Origin of the sequence: Shewanella sp. KJ2020 (assembly GCF_024197625.1) — a bacterium.
Classification (GTDB): Bacteria; Pseudomonadota; Gammaproteobacteria; order Enterobacterales; family Shewanellaceae; genus Shewanella.
On record NZ_JAKUKD010000001.1, the window covers coordinates 41,421 to 61,653 of the forward strand.

Annotated in this window: 15 protein-coding genes, 1 tRNA gene and 1 rRNA gene; 14 read left to right on the forward strand and 3 right to left on the reverse strand. The window is 47.1% G+C overall.

What is annotated here, in order from left to right; genetic code table 11:
• Positions 1 to 93 precede the first annotated feature (93 nt).
• From dnaX to MJO46_RS00250, 10 genes are all read left to right on the forward strand, one after another.
• The gene (gene dnaX, locus MJO46_RS00205; protein WP_253987590.1) at positions 94 to 2,919 is read left to right on the forward strand and encodes a DNA polymerase III subunit gamma/tau; all 2,826 of its coding nucleotides are present in this window, start codon (positions 94 to 96) and stop codon (positions 2,917 to 2,919) included.
• 190 nt (positions 2,920 to 3,109) lie between these two features.
• Positions 3,110 to 3,439 carry a YbaB/EbfC family nucleoid-associated protein gene (locus MJO46_RS00210; RefSeq protein ID WP_007648738.1) on the forward strand — a complete coding sequence of 110 codons (330 nt, stop codon included), beginning with the start codon at positions 3,110 to 3,112 and terminating at the stop codon, positions 3,437 to 3,439.
• Between the two features lie 12 nt (positions 3,440 to 3,451).
• Positions 3,452 to 4,051, forward strand: a complete 600-nt coding sequence (gene recR / locus MJO46_RS00215) for a recombination mediator RecR (RefSeq protein ID WP_253987591.1) — start codon at positions 3,452 to 3,454, stop codon at positions 4,049 to 4,051.
• A gap of 211 nt (positions 4,052 to 4,262) precedes the next feature.
• Entirely contained in the window at positions 4,263 to 6,176 is a 1,914-nt protein-coding gene (gene htpG, locus MJO46_RS00220) for a molecular chaperone HtpG (RefSeq protein WP_253987592.1), read from the forward strand.
• Between the two features lie 90 nt (positions 6,177 to 6,266).
• Positions 6,267 to 7,130 (forward strand): tetratricopeptide repeat protein, encoded by an 864-nt coding sequence (locus MJO46_RS00225; protein ID WP_253987593.1) that lies wholly within the window; start codon positions 6,267 to 6,269, stop codon positions 7,128 to 7,130.
• A 141-nt stretch (positions 7,131 to 7,271) separates the two neighbouring features.
• Positions 7,272 to 7,916 carry an adenylate kinase gene (adk, locus tag MJO46_RS00230; RefSeq protein ID WP_198783531.1) on the forward strand — a complete coding sequence of 215 codons (645 nt, stop codon included), beginning with the start codon at positions 7,272 to 7,274 and terminating at the stop codon, positions 7,914 to 7,916.
• Between the two features lie 111 nt (positions 7,917 to 8,027).
• Positions 8,028 to 9,035 carry a ferrochelatase gene (hemH, locus tag MJO46_RS00235; protein WP_253987594.1) on the forward strand — a complete coding sequence of 336 codons (1,008 nt, stop codon included), beginning with the start codon at positions 8,028 to 8,030 and terminating at the stop codon, positions 9,033 to 9,035.
• Positions 9,036 to 9,238: 203 nt separating this feature from the next.
• The gene (locus MJO46_RS00240; protein ID WP_253987595.1) at positions 9,239 to 10,543 is read left to right on the forward strand and encodes an inosine/guanosine kinase; all 1,305 of its coding nucleotides are present in this window, start codon (positions 9,239 to 9,241) and stop codon (positions 10,541 to 10,543) included.
• A gap of 217 nt (positions 10,544 to 10,760) precedes the next feature.
• Positions 10,761 to 11,591: an ammonia-dependent NAD(+) synthetase gene (nadE, locus tag MJO46_RS00245; RefSeq protein ID WP_253987596.1), complete on the forward strand. Its 831-nt coding sequence runs from the start codon at positions 10,761 to 10,763 to the stop codon at positions 11,589 to 11,591.
• Between the two features lie 235 nt (positions 11,592 to 11,826).
• Positions 11,827 to 13,296 (forward strand): carboxylesterase, encoded by a 1,470-nt coding sequence (locus MJO46_RS00250; protein WP_253987597.1) that lies wholly within the window; start codon positions 11,827 to 11,829, stop codon positions 13,294 to 13,296.
• Between the two features lie 151 nt (positions 13,297 to 13,447).
• Here the strand turns inward: MJO46_RS00250 and MJO46_RS00255 are convergent, their stop codons facing one another.
• Complete coding sequence (locus MJO46_RS00255; RefSeq protein WP_253987598.1) at positions 13,448 to 15,625, reverse strand: diguanylate cyclase; 2,178 nt, start codon at positions 15,623 to 15,625, stop codon at positions 13,448 to 13,450.
• A gap of 462 nt (positions 15,626 to 16,087) precedes the next feature.
• Here MJO46_RS00255 and MJO46_RS00260 point away from each other — a divergent pair.
• Together MJO46_RS00260 and MJO46_RS00265 are read left to right on the forward strand one after the other, a co-directional pair.
• Positions 16,088 to 16,164, forward strand: a tRNA-Pro gene (locus MJO46_RS00260).
• A 229-nt stretch (positions 16,165 to 16,393) separates the two neighbouring features.
• Positions 16,394 to 16,987, forward strand: coding sequence for a lecithin retinol acyltransferase family protein (locus tag MJO46_RS00265; protein WP_253987599.1), 594 nt, complete (start codon positions 16,394 to 16,396; stop codon positions 16,985 to 16,987).
• A gap of 91 nt (positions 16,988 to 17,078) precedes the next feature.
• Here MJO46_RS00265 and MJO46_RS00270 read toward each other — a convergent pair whose 3' ends face one another.
• Both MJO46_RS00270 and MJO46_RS00275 read right to left on the reverse strand, forming a co-directional pair.
• The gene (locus tag MJO46_RS00270) at positions 17,079 to 18,143 is read right to left on the reverse strand and encodes a ketoacyl-ACP synthase III (RefSeq protein ID WP_253987600.1); all 1,065 of its coding nucleotides are present in this window, start codon (positions 18,141 to 18,143) and stop codon (positions 17,079 to 17,081) included.
• A 92-nt stretch (positions 18,144 to 18,235) separates the two neighbouring features.
• Complete coding sequence (locus MJO46_RS00275) at positions 18,236 to 18,907, reverse strand: GntR family transcriptional regulator (protein WP_198783157.1); 672 nt, start codon at positions 18,905 to 18,907, stop codon at positions 18,236 to 18,238.
• Positions 18,908 to 19,152: 245 nt separating this feature from the next.
• Here MJO46_RS00275 and gmhB point away from each other — a divergent pair, with 245 nt between their 5' ends.
• Positions 19,153 to 19,710 carry a D-glycero-beta-D-manno-heptose 1,7-bisphosphate 7-phosphatase gene (gene gmhB / locus MJO46_RS00280; protein ID WP_253987601.1) on the forward strand — a complete coding sequence of 186 codons (558 nt, stop codon included), beginning with the start codon at positions 19,153 to 19,155 and terminating at the stop codon, positions 19,708 to 19,710.
• Positions 19,711 to 20,114: 404 nt separating this feature from the next.
• Positions 20,115 to 20,233, forward strand: a 16S ribosomal RNA gene (locus tag MJO46_RS00285); the annotation flags it as partial.

Here is a 20,233-nt window from a genome sequence, read left to right on the forward strand (position 1 = left end):
TAGTTTAATGGCATGTCACACCCTGACATGTTATCTTTCAAAGTTCCCGGGGCGCATGCTCCCATTTTTGTATCACACACTCTGGGGAGTTCCATGTCATATCAGGTGTTAGCCAGAAAATGGCGCCCTGCCACATTTGAACAAATGGTTGGTCAAAGCCATGTATTGCATGCTTTAACCAATGCGTTAAGTCAGCAGCGTTTACACCATGCCTACCTGTTTACAGGGACTCGGGGCGTGGGTAAAACCAGCTTAGCGCGACTCTTTGCCAAAGGCTTAAATTGCGAACAAGGTGTCACTGCAACGCCCTGCGGCGTCTGTGGTAGTTGTGTTGAAATCGCCCAGAGTCGGTTTGTCGACTTAATCGAAGTCGATGCTGCCTCCCGCACTAAGGTCGATGATACCCGCGAGTTACTCGACAATGTGCAGTATCGCCCGACCCGGGGTCGTTTTAAGGTTTATCTTATCGACGAAGTGCATATGCTGTCGCGCAGCAGCTTTAACGCACTGCTAAAAACCTTAGAAGAACCCCCTGAGCACGTTAAATTTCTGCTAGCAACCACCGATCCACAAAAACTGCCCGTGACTGTGCTATCCCGTTGTTTGCAATTTAATTTAAAAAGTTTGACCCAGCAGGAAATTGGCACTCAGCTTAATCATATCTTGACCCAAGAGCAGTTTCCCTTTGATGCAGAAGCCTTAAAACTGCTGGCAAAAGCCGCCAATGGCAGTATGCGTGATGCCTTAAGCTTAACGGATCAGGCCATTGCCTTTGGTGGCGGTACTGTGATGCTTACTCAAGTGCAGACCATGCTCGGCAGCATCGATGAACAGCATGTCCTGCGCTTGCTGAAAGCCTTAACCGATGCCGATATCGGCGTGTTAATGCAAACCTGTGGTCAAGTGCTGGCCTATGGCGCCGATGCCCAAGAAGTGCTGCGCAGTTTGCTGGAGTTATTACACCAGATCATCTTAACGCAATTTGCCCCGGCTGCGGCTCAGCAATCCTTATACAGTGCGCAAATTCGCGCCTTTGCCGAGCAATTAACGCCGGAGCAAGTACAGCTTTATTATCAGATCCTATTAACCGGACGCAAAGACTTACCCTATGCACCGGATCCTAAATCGGGTCTGGAAATGGCCTTACTGCGCGCCGTTGCCTTTGTGCCAGAAAAAAGTGTTAAACGCTGGCAAGTCGATGCACCGGCCGAGGTGAGTCTGCCTTCGGGACAAACCTCAATATCGACTGCGGCTGTCGCCCCAATGGCAGAAAGAGTGGCTGACAAAGTGGTTGAAAAAGAGGCTGAAAAAAAAACAGCATTAATTGAGCCCGCTGTAGTTAAGTATATAGTCGCTGAGCCCATTGTAGCTGAACCCACAGTCTCAGGCTCCCTTGCCACTCAAACTCAAGTGACTCCCCAAACTGAAGTTATCGTCGATGAAACTCTGTCCGATGCCGCCGAGAATGCAGCACTCGTGGCGGAGCAAACATTGATCATCAGCCAAGCGCAGAGTCAGGGTTTTAGCCCGCAAATCGAACAACCCGATGCCGCCGCAAGTATTAGTGTCGGGGATTTTGGGACGCCTAGTTCTGCTGCACAAGGTGTTACAGAGCTGGATATTGCAGACAATGGCCCGCTCGATTATGCCTACGGTGAATATGCACATTATGCGGAAGAACCCGTATCACTCGATGCCTACCAAGATGTCTATCAAATTGATAATAATTACTTTTTTAATGGCGATGCTGCAGCGTTAGGGCAGGAAAGCACGGCTGTGCAAGGGACGAGTTCGACCACTCAAACATCGCAATCCCTAACATCTAGCTCGGCAAGTCAGCCGCAAAATCAACCGGATTTAGCCGCTACAGCATCCCTAGAAGATGACGATATTTTATCGGCTGTGCTGGCTGCACGGGAATCACTGCTGTCAGATCTCGAGGCCTTGAGTGCTAAGGACGGTGATGAAAAAAAGCCATCACTGGATCCAAAGCTGAAAGTACCCGCCCTCGGTAAGAGTGCTGCAGAGCCCAGTGTCAGTGCTCGACCCGTATTGAACACCCAACCAACGCCATCGGTAATGCCTGCGGCTAAAGTGACTGCGGGCTTTGATGAGGCTGATTTGGATGAAGCCGATTTTGATGAGGCTGATTTTGAGGAGGCTGATTTTGAGGAGCTTAGTATCGATAAGCGTGGGTTTGATGGGACAGGTTATGATGATAAGCCAAGTGCGTCCGCTAAATCCCAATTAGAGAGTAACGATCGTCCGCCTTGGGAAGAGGCGCCCACTGTGACGGCCAGCACTGAACTTATACCAGCCAGCACTGAGCTTGAGCCACAATCGTCCGTTGACGCGAGTGCTTTGCAGTCACCACCAAGGGTGAGCGAAATCAAAACGCCGCCAGCTCAAGCCCTTAGCGTACAAACCAGCGCTGCGGGCAGCAATGAAACGGGGCTCTGCGTGGCTGAGCCCATTAGCGGCGATCCGTTGGATTTACACTGGTATAAATTAATGGCGAGTTTAGACGTGGGCGGCCGCGTGCGCCAACTGGCCGTGAATTCTGTGTGTCAGGCACTAGAAGATCCTTTGCCATTATTATTAAAACCCGATCAGAAGCATTTAGCGGCCGATATCGCCATTGAACAACTTGAACAGGCACTGACCACGACGCTTGGGAACCCCAGGCGGGTAACAGTGGTCATAGGAAGCGATCCAAAGCGGGAAACGCCACTCGAACTGCGTAAGCGTTTCCACCAAGAGTTATTGCAGCAGGCGCAGCAATCCTTAATTAAAGACGATAATGTTCAATGGCTTATTCAGCGTCTCGGGGCAGAGCTTGATACCGATACCTTAGTGTATCCACCAGAACTGTTAAACCAACGCAGCCAGCAGATCCAAGCATTGCCTGAGCCTAAGTGATGCCGCTTGTATGGCTTCAGCCCTCAAGCGAAGGCTATGGTCTGTGATTGGCTTGGATAATGCCTAAAACTGCGTATCGAGATCATAAGTTTATTAACGGGATAACGGCATAGATTGCCAATCCGATTTATTTCAGTAAGATTAGCCAGCTTTAAAGCTTGCGACTCACCCTAATAGAAGAGAAATGACTATGTTTGGAAAAGGCGGTATGGGCAATTTGATGAAACAAGCCCAGATGATGCAAGAAAAAATGGCGAAAATGCAGGAAGAAATTGCCCGCATGGAAATGGTTGGCGAATCGGGTGCCGGCCTAGTTAAAGTCACTATGACGGGCGCGCACACTGTGCGTAAAGTCGAAATCGACCCCAGTCTGATGGAAGACGATAAAGAAATGCTAGAAGATTTGATCGCGGCAGCCTGTAACGATGCCGCCCGTCGTATTGAAGAGAATCAAAAAGCAAAAATGGCTGAAGTCACTGGCGGTATGCAATTACCCCCAGGCATGAAAATGCCGTTTTAACTGAGATAAACAATGAAATTTAGTCCACTGCTTGACGAGCTAATTCAGTCCCTGCGTTGTTTACCTGGGGTTGGGCCTAAGTCGGCACAACGTATGGCGTTTCAGTTGCTTGAACGGGATAGAAAGGCGGGGCTTAAATTAGCCGCTGCCCTGTCCAGTGCTATGAGCGATATCGGCCATTGTCAGTCCTGCCGAACCTATACTGAAGAGACTCTGTGCCCCATTTGTGCGAGTCATAAGCGCGGTTCATCTACCACTATCTGTGTGGTTGAAACTCCGGCGGATGTGTTAGCCATTGAGGCGGGTGGACATTTCAGTGGTCGTTATTTTGTACTGCTGGGCCATTTGTCTCCCCTCGATGGTGTCGGGCCAGACGAGTTAGGGCTTGCCTTGCTCGAACGTCACTTAGCCTCGGGGGATGTTTCTGAGCTGATCCTCGCCACCAACCCCACGGTTGAAGGGGAGGCAACGGCGCATTTTATCGCCGATATGGCCAGACGCCATAGGGTGATGATCAGCCGTATCGCCCACGGCGTTCCCGTTGGCGGTGAGCTTGAATATGTGGATAGCACCACTTTGGCGTTGTCCTTTAATGGCCGTTTGCCGTTGTAACTGACGGTTTCTTAAAAGATCATTGTCTATTAAACCCGTCCAGCGACAGCTTGTGCGGGTTTTTTATTGGCCTTTACCCCTCAAAATGCCTTCTTTTTCACCATTCACGACTCGTTTTATTCCTTGCCCTTGAAAAGCCAATTTGCAGCCCCATTTAAGTAAGCACTGAGCGTTATTTTTAGTAAATTGCGTAACAAATAAGGAAAATTTCATGTCACAACAAGAAACTCATGGTTTTCAAACTGAAGTCAAACAGCTGTTGCATTTGATGATCCATTCTTTGTATTCCAACAAAGAAATTTTCTTGCGTGAACTGGTCTCTAACGCTGCGGATGCGGCCGATAAGCTGCGTTACCTCGCGTTGACCAATGACGCATTATACGAAGGTGACGGTGAGCTGCGGGTGCGTATTAGCGCCGATAAAGACAAAGGCACTGTGACCATCGAAGATAACGGTGTGGGTATGACCCGCGATGGCGTGATTGAGCATTTAGGTACTATTGCAAAATCAGGCACCGCCGAATTCTTTAAAAACCTCTCTGGCGAAGCCTCAAAGGATTCGCAGTTAATCGGCCAGTTCGGTGTGGGCTTCTATTCTGCCTTTATCGTGGCGAAAAAAGTCACAGTCCGTACCCGCGCGGCAGGTCATCAGGCCAATGAAGCCGTGCTGTGGGAATCGGAAGGTGAGGGTAGCTTCACCGTTGAAACCATCACTAAGGCGACTCGTGGTACAGAGATCACCTTACATTTACGTGATGAAGAGAAAGAGTTTGCCGATGATTGGCGCCTGCGCTCTATCATCACTAAATACTCAGATCATATCTCTGTGCCCGTTGAAATGTGGCAGGAAGGCACCCCTGAGCGCGATGGTCCAGATGGCGAAAAAATCCCAGCGACCGAGGGTTACTGGAAGGTCATGAACAAGGCGACCGCCCTGTGGATGCGCAATAAATCTGAGATCAGTGACGAAGAGTATCAAGAATTCTATAAGCATATTTCCCATGACTACACAGATGCACTGCTGTGGAGCCATAACCGCGTAGAAGGTAAACAGGAATATACTAACCTCTTGTATATTCCCTCAAAAGCGCCGTGGGATATGTGGAATCGTGACCGTAAGCATGGCCTGAAATTCTTTGTTCAACGCGTGTTTATTATGGATGACGCCGAGCAGTTTATGCCATCTTACCTGCGCTTTGTGCAGGGCTTGATTGACTCAAACGATTTGCCGCTGAACGTGTCCCGTGAGATTCTGCAGGACAACCACATCACCAAAGCGATGCGCACTGGTATCACTAAGCGCGTGTTGGGTATGTTGGAAAAACTGGCAAAAGACGATGCGGAAAAATACCAAAAATTCTGGGCCGAATTTGGTCAAGTGTTAAAAGAAGGTCCAGCGGAAGACTTTGCTAACCGTGAACGTATTGCTGGCTTACTGCGTTTTGCATCGACCCATACGGGCAGCGCGGCGCCGACTGTGTCACTCGATGACTACATCAGTCGCATGAAGGAAGGCCAAAGCAAGATTTACTATATCGTTGCCGATAGCCACGAAGCGGCGGCTAACAGCCCGCACTTAGAACTGCTGCGTAAGAAAGGCATCGAAGTGTTGCTGATGTCAGAGCGTATCGACGAGTGGTTAATCAATCACTTAACCGAATACAAAGAAAAACAATTGCACTCAGTCACCCGCGGTGAGCTGGAATTAGGTGAGCTGGAAGATGCGGCCGAGAAGGAAGCACAGGAGAAACTCGCCGAGGAATCTGCACCATTAGTTGAGCGCATTAAAGCGGCATTAGGCGCTAGCGTGGCCGATGTGAAGGTGACCTCACGTTTAACCGACACCCCTGCCTGTGTGGTCACGGGTGAAGGCGAAATGTCGACCCAAATGATTAAACTGATGCAGGCAGCGGGTCAGCCTGTACCAGAGGTTAAGCCGACGTTTGAGATCAACCCAGCGCACCCATTAGTGTCGCGCTTAAATGATCTTCAGGATGAAGCCGCCTTTGCCGATTGGTCTAACTTACTGTTACAACAGGCGCAGTTATCGGAAAAGGGCAGCCTTGCCGATCCATCGGCCTTTATTAAGCTGATGAACCAAATGTTACTGGCGAATCTGAAGTAAGAAACGTTTGGGCCCATAGGAATACATGCTATGGGCCTTATTTTTAGCACTTATTTCAACCTTAGATGCTTTTAATATTAAGGGAACATCATGGACAATATCCTCGATCTGACTAGAGACAATATTCAGCAAGTGGTTGATGCTTCGATGCAACAGATCGTGGTGTTAGCCTTTTGGGCACAGCCTCAAGCGCAAAGTGTTGCCATGGTGCAAACACTCGAGCAACTTGCCATGCAGCATGCTGGCCGTTTTGTGCTGGCGAAAGTGAATTGCGAAACCGAGTTGGAAATCGCTAACTATTTCCGCATACAGAGCTTACCTACCACCTTAGTGCTTGATAAAGGCCAACCTATTGATGGTTTTGCCGGAATGCAGGAGGCGGCGCAGGTGAGCGCTATGCTGGAGAAGCATTTACCGCCCCTGTGGCAGTTACAGCTTGAGCAAGCTAAAGCCTTACTGGCCTTAAGCCAAGTTTCCAGTGACGATTTAGCCACGGCTGCTGTGTTACTCAAAGATGCCTATAGCGCCTCAAATCATGCGGCGGAGGTGAGTTTAGTGCTCGCCGATGTGTATCTAATGCAGGGAGAACTTGCCCAGGCACAAGCCTTACTCGAGCAAATTGGCCTTGCGGATCAAGACGGTTATTACCAGAGCTTAAAGGCAAAATTAACCCTAGCTTTAGATGCGGCGGATACGCCAGAAATTCGCGATCTACAGCAAAAATTTGAGCAACATCCACAGGATTTAGTGCTATTACTCGAATTAAGCAAGGCGCTCCACGCGGCTCACCGTGATGATGAGGCGTTAGCACTGTTGTTCACTGTGCTCAGTAAGGATTTGGGTGCTGAAAATGGCGCTGTAAAACAAGTGTTTATGGAGATTTTAACCGCCCTTGGCCAAGGCAATGCCCTAGCTAACCAATATCGCCGTAAGCTCTATACCTTGCTCTATTAATGCGTAAAATTACCTAGGATCCGCAGTTTATTTGCAGTTTCTGAGGCTAAAGTCGAAGCTAAAACCCTTCTCAATGGCGGCCAGATGTGCGAAGATCGCCGCCCTAAGAAGAATATCAATGCGAAAAAGAGGACTCTTGAGATGCGCATTATCCTATTGGGCGCCCCAGGTGCCGGTAAAGGTACCCAGGCCCAGTTCATTATGGAACAGTATGGTATCCCACAAATTTCTACTGGCGACATGTTACGCGCCGCCGTTAAAGCCGGTACTCCGCTGGGTTTAGAAGCGAAGAAAGTGATGGATGCAGGCCAACTGGTTTCTGATGATCTGATCATTGGACTGGTTAAAGAGCGTATCGCACAGGACGACTGTGCTAAAGGGTTTCTGTTAGACGGTTTCCCACGTACTATCCCACAAGCGGATGCGATGGCGGCCAACGGTATTAGCATTGATCACGTGATTGAAATTGATGTGCCTGACGAAGAAATCGTTAAACGCATGAGCGGTCGTCGAGTTCACCCAGGTTCTGGCCGTGTTTACCATGTGATTTTCAATCCACCTAAAGTGGAAGGTAAAGACGACGTGACCGGCGAAGATTTAGCGATTCGTCCCGATGATGAAGAAAGCACAGTGCGTAAACGCCTGGCAATTTACCACGAGCAAACTAAGCCGCTCGTTGAATACTACGGTAAAGTGGCTGCTGCTGGTCAAACAAAATACAACAAATTTGATGGTACACAATCGGTTGCGGCCGTGAGTGAACAGCTTGCCAGTGTATTGAAGTAACCAAAAAAGCGCCATTTACGAGAACAAGTTCTCATATTAGAAAAAAGCCTGCCAATGCAGGCTTTTTTTATGGGTATCTGAATGTTAGCCTGCCAAGGAATGTCACTAACTATGGGTCTTATCTTGAATCCTCCTTCCCCTGCTTTCGGTGTATTATTGGTCAATCTTGGCACCCCCGATGAACCTACCCCTAAGGCCGTTAGGCGTTTTCTAAAGCAGTTTTTAAGCGATCCCCGTGTGGTCGATCTTTCGCCTTGGCTTTGGCAGCCCTTACTCAATGGGGTTATCCTCAATACCCGCCCCGCAAAAGTGGCTAAGTTATACCAAAGCATTTGGACCGATGAAGGCTCACCCTTAATGGTGATAAGTGTACGTCAAGCACAAAAGCTGGCGGTCGATCTGAGTGCAACCTTTAACCAAACTATCCCCGTCGAACTGGGGATGAGCTATGGTAATCCATCAATCGAGGCCGGATTTGAGCGCCTTAAGGCCCAAGGGGCAGAGCGGATTGTAGTCTTACCTCTTTATCCGCAATATTCCTGCTCGACGGTGGCGAGTGTGTTTGATGCCGTTGCCAGTTATGTTAAAACCGTACGTGATATACCGCAGCTGCGCTTTAACAAGCAATATTTTGACCATGAGGCCTATATCGCGGCCTTGGCCCACAGCGTCAAACGTCATTGGAAAACCTATGGTCAAGCCGATAAGTTGCTGCTGTCATTCCACGGTATTCCGCTGCGTTATGTTAATGAGGGCGACCCATACCGGGATCAATGTCTTACGACGGCTAAGCTTTTAGCGCAAAAACTCGAGTTAAATGAATCACAATGGCAGGTTTGCTTTCAATCGCGTTTTGGTCGTGAAGAATGGCTTACTCCCTATGCCGATGAATTGCTGACTAAGTTACCTTCACAGGGCGTTAAGAGTGTCGATGTGATTTGTCCTGCATTTGCGACCGATTGCCTCGAAACCTTAGAGGAAATCTCCATCGGCGGCAAAGAAACCTTTTTACACGCGGGTGGTGAGTCTTATCGATTTATTCCCTGCTTAAATGATGATGAGCTGCATATAGAATTACTGAGGCTACTTGTACAAGAGCAAGTCCAGTCTTGGGATTGAGGCCTGAATGACAGTTAAAAATCTCTACTTGAAACGTTAACACTCCCCTAGTTTCATGCTGATTTTATGGTAGAATCTGCGCCCTTGTGGCTAGGGAGTGGATTTTTTGTCTCGCTAGCCTAGACTCATTATTTTTAGGACGCTGGCGAGTGTATGCTCGTCATAATGCCAATTAGCATGGATGCCAGGAAAAGAGAACCACTATGAAGTTTCCCGGTCAGCGCAAGTCGAAACATTATTTCCCGGTCAAAACCCGAGACCCACTGCTTGAGCAGCTGACTCAACAGCCTCAACCCTTTGCTACTTATATCAGCGGTATAGATCAAACCCTAGTGGATATCGAAGCGAAAGTGGAGGATGAACTGCTCAGTCGTTATGGATTGCCTAAGGGAAATTCGACCCTGATTAATGATGAGCAAGCCCATCAACTCTATACCGAGCTGAAACAGAATGGGTTGATCAGCGATGAATTTGCCGGCGGCACTATCGGCAATACAGTACACAATTATTCTATTTTGGCCGATGACCGCTCTGTGTTATTTGGGGTTATGAGCCAAAATATTGAGGTAGGCAGTTACGCTTACCGTTACCTTTGCAATACCTCCTCCAAAGTTGATCTTAACTTCCTGCAACCCGTCGATGGCCCTATTGGCCGCTGTTTTACCCTGATTTCTGAGTGTGGTGAGCGAACGTTTGCGATTAGCAAAGGCGCGATGGATAAGTTGACACCGGAATTTATCGATAAAGACGTAGTGCAGGGCAGTTCGGCCTTAGTCTTAACCGCCTACTTAATGCGGGCGAGTGGCGGCGATCGTATTACCGATGCGGCTATGTACGCGATTGAGTATGCAAAAGAAGCCGAAGTCCCAGTGGTATTGACCTTAGGCACCCGGTTCTTGATTGAAGAAGATCCACTCTGGTGGCAAAACTTCATTAAAGAACATGTGACTATCCTGGCGATGAATGAGGATGAAGGCGAGGCCCTAACGGGGTTTCGTGACCCTCTATTAGCCAGTGAAAAAGCCCTCGAGTGGTGCGATATGGTGTTAACCACCGCTGGCCCTATTGGTTTGTATACTGCGGGTTATGCCGAAGATTCTGAAAAGCGCGAAACGACTCATACCCTGTTGCCGGGGGCAATTCCTGAATTTAACCGTTATGAATTCTCGCGGCCTAAATTGAAAAGTGACTGCGAAACGCCGATTAAAGTGTATGCCCACATTTCCCCTTATATGGGTGGGCCTGAAAAAATCGGTAACACTAACGGAGCGGGGGATGGCGCGCTATCGGCGCTGTTACATGATCTGGCAGCCAATACGTTCCATAAAGCCAATGTGCCCGGTTCAAGTAAGCATAAGCGTGATGGGCTCTGTTATTCCTCATTCTCGCAAATTTGTAAGTACGCTAACCGCGTGGCTTACGAGGTGTTGGCCCAGCACAGTCCACGCCTATCCCGTGGCTTACCCGAACGGGAAGACAGCTTAGAAGAGTCCTACTGGGAAAGATAAACCAGTATTGACTGAGTTAATAAGGGCAATAGCGGCAAACCGTTATTGCCCTTGTTGTTTTATGGGCGCAATGTTTTTGGTGCTGGCGTGATGACGTTTTCCTCAACAATTAGCCCAATGGGCGATATTTTTCGCTACAGACAAGGTCGAATAAATGTTACCGTTAGTGGGTTCAAATCGGCCCAAATCACAGTGATTGTTTAAGGTGGAATTTTCGGTGAAAGCGCAAATCTTAAAAGAAATGAAGGTGCTCAAGACGATTGAGCCAGAATTTGAAGTGCAGCGCCGTGTGGCGTTTATCAAGGCAAAACTGAAAGAAGCCCGCAGCAAAGCATTAGTGTTAGGGATCAGTGGTGGTGTTGATTCCTCCACCGCAGGGCGTTTATGTCAGCTCGCTGTGGATAGCCTTAATGGTGAGCATCCTGATGGTGGCTATCAATTTATTGCGGTGCGCTTACCCTATCAAATTCAAAAAGATGAGCACGAAGCCCAACAAGCTTGTCAATTTATTCAACCGACCAAATTAGTTACAATCAATGTGCATCAAGGGGTTGATGGCGTGCATCAAGCGACCTTAACCGCCTTTGTCGAAGCGGGACTGCACTCACCGGATGCGGCCAAAATCGATTTTATTAAGGGTAACGTGAAAGCGCGGATGCGGATGATCGCCCAGTATGAGTTAGCCGGTTTGGTCGGCGGCTTAGTGGTGGGCACTGATCACAGCGCCGAAAATATTACCGGTTTTTACACTAAGTGGGGTGACGGTGCCTGCGATTTAGCCCCCTTATTTGGTCTGAATAAACGTCAAGTACGCCAGTTAGCCGCCTATCTTGGCGCTCCTGAGTCCTTAGTCTACAAGGCACCGACTGCAGATTTAGAAGATAACCAGCCTTTATTGGAAGATGAAGTCGCATTGGGGCTCACCTATGCGCAAATCGATGATTTCCTCGAGGGAAAAGAGGTCGATAAAGCGGTTGAAGATAAGTTGATTAATATCTATAGGGCGACGCAGCATAAGCGCCAGCCTATTCCAACGATCTACGATTGAGTGTGACCCCCTAAAAAAGCCCTCGCTGTTTTTACCGCGGGGGCTTTTTGTTGCTTAAAATATCCCTGCTAGCGTGATGGCAACCTATAGTTAACGGACCATAAATACTCATTTTTATTTGTCTATGCTAACTATACTAAGACCCCAATGGGCAGTCTAAGATGCAAAACGTTGAAGGTTTCTTTTATCTAACCATATAATATTAAAAATATTTTATTTCGTGCTAGGGACTGCTATGAAGGCCATCATCATAGGTTCAACCAAACACCTATTTTTAGCCGCATTTTATGCAAGTGTTGGCATATTGGTCGCTTTACTTGCGACAAGCATTTATTTTTTGAATGCGAGGCCCGATCTTTCCCTATGGCATACCACAAAGCTTAAAAATGAATTTCGCTATAACACTAAGATCACGGATTTTAGTGAATATAGTGCGCTAGAAGACAAGCTGTTTGCCGAAGTCGATAAAAAAGTGCGGCAAAAAATCCCCGCGTCAGAGCACTCCCCGGTAAACCGCTATGTGAAAAACAGTCTCTCGGATCCCATCCATTGGACACAGAATTGGAATCGCAGCTTCGAGTGGCCGAAAAAAGAGGCGGCATTTGGTGTGTTACTGCTCCACGGCATGTCCGATTCGCCCTATGCCATGTCCAATGTGGCCGAGCATTTTAAGGGAAAGGCCCATGTGCTTGGTTTGCGTTTCCCTGGACACGGCACGCTTCCCAGTGGGCTGACTGAACTCTATTGGCAGGATTTAGCCGCGGCGGTCAACTTGGCGACGGCCCATATGAAGCGTGAGCTTAATGGTAAACCCTTATTTGTGATTGGTTTTTCAACGGGTGCCGCCGTCGCGCTCAACCATGAACTCGAACTTATCAACCAAAATAAGTCCCCAGATTATGCTGGGATGATTTTTATCTCGCCGGCAATCGGCCTTGCGCCCAGTGCCGCCGTGGCGCGTTGGCAGAACTGGATTGGTCAGTTATTAGGGTTGGATAAATTGCAGTGGAACAGTATTCAAGTGGAGTACGATCCCTTTAAATACATGTCCTTTGCGGTGAATGCGGGGGATGTGGTGTACCAATTAGCATTGCGTAATCAGGGATTGCTGGCGGGGTTAACGCCTGTGCAGCGAGAACAGATCCCGTCGATACTCACCTTTCAATCCGTAGTGGATGCGACGGTTTCAAGCCGCGCAGTGGTCAATACTCTCTATCAAGTATTGCCTGCAAAGGGGCACGAGTTGGTTTTGTTTGATATGAATCGCACCTCGATTAACCGCAATATGATGCTCAATGATCCTTTACCTCAGCTGTTACCAACTAACCTTAGCAGTGTGCATTATCGAGGCACTTTGATTGAAAATATCAACCCTGAGACCACACAGGTACAGGCGCGGGAATTTGCTGTTTTACCACATCAAGATGCACAAACGTCAAAGAATATTATCCCCTTAACCTTGAACTGGCCTGAGGATGTCTATGCCTTATCCCATGTGGCCATCCTCTTTGCCAAGGATGATGGACTCTACGGCCTCAGAAACGATACCGATAAGCGCCGCATTCAAATTGGTGGCGCAGCAGCCCGGGGGGAACGTGGTGTGCTGAGTGTCTCGGCGGCGGAAATGCTCAGGCAAAAGTGGAATCCTTTTTTCCCTTATCTACTTGAGCGTATGGATGAGTACCGACTCGCCCATATGCACTAGTATTTTGTGACTGATTAGCCGCTCAGGTTTCATAACGCCTGAGCTGTTATTGATATTCAGACTTATAGATGGGCTCAGTTGATCTAGCCTAAAACCACTTTTGCTTTTAAACGAGTTTATCTTCAACGGCATTCTCTTAAACAAGCTTTTATTAAACAATCAGACTGCAAACAACCCGATCACGCCCCTGTTCCTTTGAAAGATACAAGTTAGCGTCGGCTTGCTTAAGCCAGTACTCTAAGGCGTCGCTATAGGTGGCATTGGCAATCACAGCGCCAATACTCGCCGTGACATTGAAGCTTCGATTATCCTGCGGATTGATGATCACAGTATCAGCGAGTTGCTGTTTAAACTCATTAAGATGTGCTTCGACGTTCAGGGCATTACACATAGGTAAAATCAGCAAAAACTCTTCGCCGCCGTAGCGCGAGAGCAAATCAATATCTCGCTTGAAGAATGAGGTTAAGAGTTCAGCAACCACTTTTAAACACTCGCCGCCTAAATGGCCATAAGTATCATTAATTTGCTTAAAGTGGTCTAAGTCCAATATGGCAAGCGTCATGGCATCTTGACCCCGTTCACACATCTGTTGGATAAGCGAGAACTGATGTTCGGTATAACGGCGATTATAGATATTCGTCAGCGGATCGCGCTCGGCTAAATCCTTTAATTTCACATTTGCAGCCTCTAAATCTTGGGTGCGCTGCTGCACTTTTTGTTCAAGTTCTTGTTGGTGTTCGAGCAAGGTTTGCTGGTTTGAGGCCAAACTTTCATACAAGCTATATATCTCTTTAGGAGTACTTTTATCGAGTAGATCATGTTCAAATTTCTCGTCACTGGCTTTATCTTGCACAGCAGGACCGAAATGCTGCGCTAAAAGCGACAGAGGTTCGGTCAGTAACTTACTGATGGCTTTAGTGATAAAAAAGGCGCCGACTAAGGAACAAAACAGCAAAATCACCATGTTGACATATTGGCGTTCAGCCAGTTTTAAAAGCGGCACAAAAGGCTCTAAAACATAGAGTTGCCAACCATTATTTAACTTATGCTGGGCATAGATATACTCAGGGGTATTTGAATCTAGGTTATGCAGGTTCATGAGCTTAAGCCGGGCGCGATAAATCTCACTGCCCTTGGTGAATGACAATGGGCTGAGTGGCGCCAATCCTAATCCCTCGGAGGCATAAATCAGATTGTTGTTCTCATCTGTCAGTAGAATAGATTGCTGCTCATGGTGCAGGTTTTGTTTATCTATGTTGGAAAAATAGCGTAAATTTAAACTGCCTTCGACAATCCCTCTGGCTTGATTGGGAGCATTTGGACTAAAAATGGGGGTACTGATGGCAACGATTACGTCATTACCAAAACCTCTACCGATAAATGCGGGTGATACAAAGGTTTTATGGTGATAAAACGCTTGGATAAAGTATTCCCTATCCATCACAGAAGATATTTCTGCTAGGCGATCTAAGTTCACAATATTGGCCATTGGACTGGCAGCGAGCAAATTGCCTTGCTCATTCGCAATCAGCATAGTTTTAAAGCTTTGATTACTATCGTGTACGCTCGACAGTAATGCCTGCCACTCATTGATGCCAGCGTTCGACAGGCTCAAAAACTTGGCCGTGCTAGCGATGACTTGCGTGTTGTAAGCGAGGTAGTTGTCGGTTGCGTGGCTCAAATGAGTTGCCGTATCGTCCAGATTGCGATTAATCATCACTTGTTGTTTATCAATAAAAAAGTGATTAAAAGCTAAGGATGAGACCAATAAGCTCACGGTAATAATTAAGGTAAACAAGTAACTGAGCTGCGAGCTAAAAGTACGGCGATTAAGATTGGTCAGCTTGCCTTTAAAATGCCATAGGCTTGGAATAGCAACCACACAGAGTTCACCAATTGCAGCGTAAATCATGCCATTAACGGCTTGTTTTATCGCGGTAAAAGGAATGTGGCTGGCGGGCATTTTAGCAATGATAGCCATATAAATGGCTAACAGCGGGATCCCCAATAACACCCAATAACTCACACTGGCATAGAGTATTTGAATATCTCGGCGCCTTGCAAAACCAAGCCATAATGCTTCCAGTAAAAACAGTAAATACACGTGTGGGCTCGACCACACGATCATGAGCCCCGTTGCGGTAAATAGGGCGGTGATCAACGCATACCAAGGCCCTAAGAGTATTGCCACTATCACCACGGCGACGTTACCCAGAATCAATTGCACATTAGCGAATAAAGGGATGGGAAAAAGATTCAGGACTAAGCCGAATACACCCAGAATAATGGCCAGTCTGAGATGGGCGGTTTGGAAGGCGGGTAGATGCAAAGAAAAGTCCCTTTAGAAAATCGCTTGTGTTAACTGTCTGTGATTATGGCACAAATAAACCCAACGCCTCTACTCTATCTCAGTGCTGAACATTTCTGTAACTGCAGTCTGCAATTGAAGCTAGCACTTGAAAGCCACAATTGGATCTGATTGTGTGAACGAATTAGAGAGGCGAATAATGTCACCGCTTTATCTAAGTCAACATAGGATGAATTCGCGTAAGCAGCAGGCTGATGATTAGCTGGGTCAATGGATTAGGCTATTCTCGAACTGTTTCTGATGAAAATTGTGTCATTCAGAACATAAACTAAGCAGTCGATCAAAGAGATGTAATGAAGCCCTTGCGCAGTTGCGAGGCAATTGCTAAAGTCTGGCTCACTTAAGGTGAACCCCAACAAATAGCGCCTTAAGTACAGAGTGATTTAGGCTTATCTCGGATAATATTATAAGTCACTTAAATTTCGGTATGTAGCGCAGCCCGGTAGCGCACTGTCATGGGGTGTCAGGGGTCGGAGGTTCGAATCCTCTCATACCGACCAAATTTCTCTTTTAAAGAGTATAAAAAGCCTCACTTTTTAAGTGGGGCTTTTTAGTTTTAGAATTCCACTCGCAAAATTCTCGCAAAACCTCCTCTTAACCCTGAAGGTTCCCCTGAATGGCATCAGTATGGCTGTTATCGTTCGAACTGTGATTTGGCCGTTTATGGGATTGTACTTCACTCCTATAACTAGTTAATCTAGATCTTACTTGATTGCATGGGAGATCATTATGCCATTACCGTTACTTTGGCTTGGCGGTGCTGCCATTGGTGCTGCGTTCTTAGCGGATGAACGGCAAAAGCGTCTGCAGCTTGAACGCGATAGATTACTCGGCCGAGCGCCTAAGCAAGCGCTGGCTAATCGCGCTATGCTGGCGGCGCCGAGCCAATGGCAGAAGGGCTTTAAACAAGTGATCCCTGAGCCTGGCAGTATTGTTTGTTGTTATGTCTTTGGAGTGATAGAGCATACGGGGATTTGGCTCGGTGATGATTGTTTGGTTGAGCTTCATGGCTCAGGCTTGGTTCGAGCCGTATCGATAAAACGCTTTTTAGCGGGACGTACGGGGAGCCAAATCTATCTTGCCTGCAATCATCAACATCAACCTTTGGTCTCTGAAGCTGTGCTGGAACGTGCCCAGCAGGCTATCTATCAATACCGTGAATACGATTTATTCGACAATAATTGCCATCGTTTTGTTTGGTCATGTATTAGTGGGCATGAGATCTCAATTCAGAGCTTTAACGAATTAAATCAGCAGTTGGCGGCGCATTTTAATCAAGGGATTTATTGGGATGAGATGCAGTTACCAGAGTTAAGTGATTAATGTTGTTATGCAAAAAAGCCATCCGAAGATGGCTATGTTGCGAGTGTTGCCCCAGGATTATTGGCAGTACTGCATTATTGGCAGGAGCTCATTAATTACAGAAATAATCCACTGCACGTTTAACTAATTCAATGCCGGTTTTATCGCAAGGTGGCAATTGGGCATCACTTTGGGTAACGGGTGTGACTCGCTCACCCCATTTCAATAACAGTGCAGCAGAAGTTAACCCCGCACCGAATGCACAAGAAAGTATGGTTTGGTGCGGTTTGATAAGGCCCTTTTCCAATGCATCACAAATCGCAATAGGGATCGTCGCCGCCGAGGTATTGCCATAGTTCGCAATATTCACAAAGGCTTTTTCTTTCGGAATTTTCATTCGGCTGACGAGGGTATCGATAATGCGCTCATTCGCTTGATGTGGGATCACTAAATCCACTTCATCCTTATTTACACCACATTTTTCAAGCACTTGAGTGCTTAATTTATTCATGCCGTTAATTGCGCGTTTGAAGATTTCTTGGCCATCAAATTGGATATAAAAATCCAATGACTCGGCTGAGAATCTATCCATTGCAGTGCCAAAACCCGCTTTAAGAATATCACGGCCATCTGGGTCATTATTGAGCTCGTAGCCTAATATGCCACCAGGAATATCAGAGGCTTCAATCACGACAGCACCGGCACCGTCACCAAATAACACCGCAGTTTCACGGCGTGACCAATCGAGATAGAAAGATAAGCGCTCTGCACCCACGACTAAGATTTTCTTGCATTGGCCGCTCTTAATTTGTGAGCTGGCTAAGCCTACACCGTAAAGAAAGCCACTGCAGGCTGCATTAATATCAAAGGCGGCGCAATTGGCGCCGATATTCGCTTGTACCGTTGAGGCAATATTGGGGATCAAGGTATCTGGGCTGGCGCTGGCCAGAATGATCATATCTATTTCGCTGCCATCAATGCCCGCCGCCGCGAGGGCGCGTTTAGCGGCAACGGAGGCCAATTCAGAAGTATTCACATGGCTGATATGACGCTGACTGATCCCTGTGCGCGACTTAATCCATTCATCGGATGTTTCTATAAAGGTCGCAAGATCATCGTTAGTCAGTGTGGCGGGTGGAACGCATTTTCCCCAACCAGTGATAGTGGCGTACTGCATGGTGTTTTCTCTCAAATAAAAAAGGCAGAACCTGAAGTGCTGCCTTGAATCGACAACAAAGCTTATCGGTATAACGAATGGCTTTCCGTGATCTATACCACCTGTTTGGCGACGAGATCTCGAATAGTCATTGCGGCATGCAAAATATGATGTCGCAGTAACGCCGTGGCTTTTTCTGTTTCTCTTAGCTTGCAATAATTTAATAGAGCGCGGTGCTCATGCTCAGCGGCGGGGATCCCCCCAGCTAATAGCAATTGCAAACGTATATATCTATCACAGTTTGTATTGAGGCCATGAACCACCTCAAGCGTATGTGGACGATTAGCTGCTTGGTATAAGCAGGTATGGAATTGAGTATTTAGCTCACTCCAACTAGCTACGGCATCTTCATGTTTAAAGGCCGATTCTAATTGTTCCAGTACCCGTTCAGCCTTAATTAAATCCTCTTCAGCGAGCAAAGGGATCGCTTTAGCGAGCAGATCGGTTTCTATCATCGCACGTAATTCAAAAAGTTCGGTAACTTGTTCGACGGATAACACGGTCGCAGTCGCCCCTTTATGGGGTTCAAACTTGACTAAACCTTCAGCCTCAAGTTGTAACAATGCTTCTCTTACGGGGATCCTGCTGACATTTAAGGCTTCGGCTAAAGCACTTTGTCTGAGTGGTTCTCCTGCGGCTATGTCACCTGAAAGAATTTTCTCTCTGAGCACTTCTACAACGAGCTGAGTGCGGGTTTTATGGACTATAGGCGTAGTTCGACTCATTATTTCCGTCTATTTCGGGTGTTTTATCATTATCCGCACAAGATTACCGTTAAAAACACCACAAATAAAGGGGAATGCTTGATTGAATGCTGTGGCTTACCCGCTAAAAGGCCGATTTGCAGTGGCTTTAGCGCTGTAATCCGTCAAAGATAAACTTCGCGGTGCAATTTATAACAATGAATGAAATAATACCCGCCATAACGCCTTAGATTTAGGCGATGTTTTGAGTGAGTGGAGTAAGTACTGTGATTACAGTCAATCGAGCCGTTTTTTTAGATCGTGATGGTGTTATTAATAAAGACCATGGTTATGTACATCAAGTCGATGACTTTGAATATATCGAAGGCGTGTTTGAAGCGTGCCTCGCATTAAAACAAATGGGCTATAAGTTGGTTGTAGTAACCAATCAATCGGGCATCGCCCGAGGCATGTACAGTGAAGATCAATTTCATAGCCTAACAGAATGGATGGATTGGAACTTTGCCGATAAAGGTGTCGAGCTTGACGGCATCTACTATTGCCCACACCATGCAGAAAAGGGCATAGGTGAATATAAAGTTGATTGTGATTGCCGTAAACCCAAGCCGGGTATGCTTAACGATGCCGCTAAATTCTTAAAGATCGATCTACGGCAGTCTGTGATGGTGGGTGATAAAGCCGAAGACATGCAGGCGGCAAAAGCGGCAGGCGTGACCACACGTATATTAGTGCGTAGCGGTAAGGTTATTGCTGACAGTAGTGATGCGACAATAGTGCTCGATAGTATTGCCGATGTACCAGCTTACTTAAAAAGCCTAGGTTAGAGATCACGCTAAACCAGCAATAGGGTTGGTTTAAGTTGGTTAAATAGACATTTAGTTTAAAAAGTGTGCGCTTGAATCGTTTTTTACCAATATTCGCTAAAAAGGGGTTGCGGTAAAATCTGACATCCCTATAATGCGCATCCACTGACCCAGCGGGGTCAAGGTTAAACGCTGAATAAGCGGCTAGCCATGCTCTTTAACAATATATCAAGCAAATCTGTGTGGACACTCACAGGTGTTGAGTTAATCGAAACTGCTTAGCTTTAGGGTTGGCAGTCAAAAAATTAAATCAACTAATTCTTTCACGAAAGTGAAGAGTGTCCATAGCAATATGTACAAAGAGTTAATCGCAAGATTAATTCGAACAGAATTCGTTGAGCCGTTTCTTCGGAAACACAAAACTTTAATTGAAGAGTTTGATCATGGCTCAGATTGAACGCTGGCGGCAGGCCTAACACATGCAAGTCGAGCGGCAGCACAAGGGAGTTTACTCCTGAGGTGGCGAGCGGCGGACGGGTGAGTA

Excerpts from the sequence above, each read along its gene's own strand:
- dnaX (WP_253987590.1), top strand. The coding sequence starts at position 94 with ATGTCATATCAGGTGTTAGCCAGAAAATGGCGCCCTGCCACATTTGAA.
- MJO46_RS00210 (WP_007648738.1), top strand. The coding sequence starts at position 3,110 with ATGTTTGGAAAAGGCGGTATGGGCAATTTGATGAAACAAGCCCAGATG.
- recR (WP_253987591.1), top strand. The coding sequence starts at position 3,452 with ATGAAATTTAGTCCACTGCTTGACGAGCTAATTCAGTCCCTGCGTTGT.
- htpG (WP_253987592.1), top strand. The coding sequence starts at position 4,263 with ATGTCACAACAAGAAACTCATGGTTTTCAAACTGAAGTCAAACAGCTG.
- MJO46_RS00225 (WP_253987593.1), top strand. The coding sequence starts at position 6,267 with ATGGACAATATCCTCGATCTGACTAGAGACAATATTCAGCAAGTGGTT.
- adk (WP_198783531.1), top strand. The coding sequence starts at position 7,272 with ATGCGCATTATCCTATTGGGCGCCCCAGGTGCCGGTAAAGGTACCCAG.
- hemH (WP_253987594.1), top strand. The coding sequence starts at position 8,028 with ATGGGTCTTATCTTGAATCCTCCTTCCCCTGCTTTCGGTGTATTATTG.
- MJO46_RS00240 (WP_253987595.1), top strand. The coding sequence starts at position 9,239 with ATGAAGTTTCCCGGTCAGCGCAAGTCGAAACATTATTTCCCGGTCAAA.
- MJO46_RS00250 (WP_253987597.1), top strand. The coding sequence starts at position 11,827 with ATGAAGGCCATCATCATAGGTTCAACCAAACACCTATTTTTAGCCGCA.
- MJO46_RS00265 (WP_253987599.1), top strand. The coding sequence starts at position 16,394 with ATGCCATTACCGTTACTTTGGCTTGGCGGTGCTGCCATTGGTGCTGCG.
- MJO46_RS00270 (WP_253987600.1), bottom strand. The coding sequence starts at position 18,143 with ATGCAGTACGCCACTATCACTGGTTGGGGAAAATGCGTTCCACCCGCC.
- MJO46_RS00275 (WP_198783157.1), bottom strand. The coding sequence starts at position 18,907 with ATGAGTCGAACTACGCCTATAGTCCATAAAACCCGCACTCAGCTCGTT.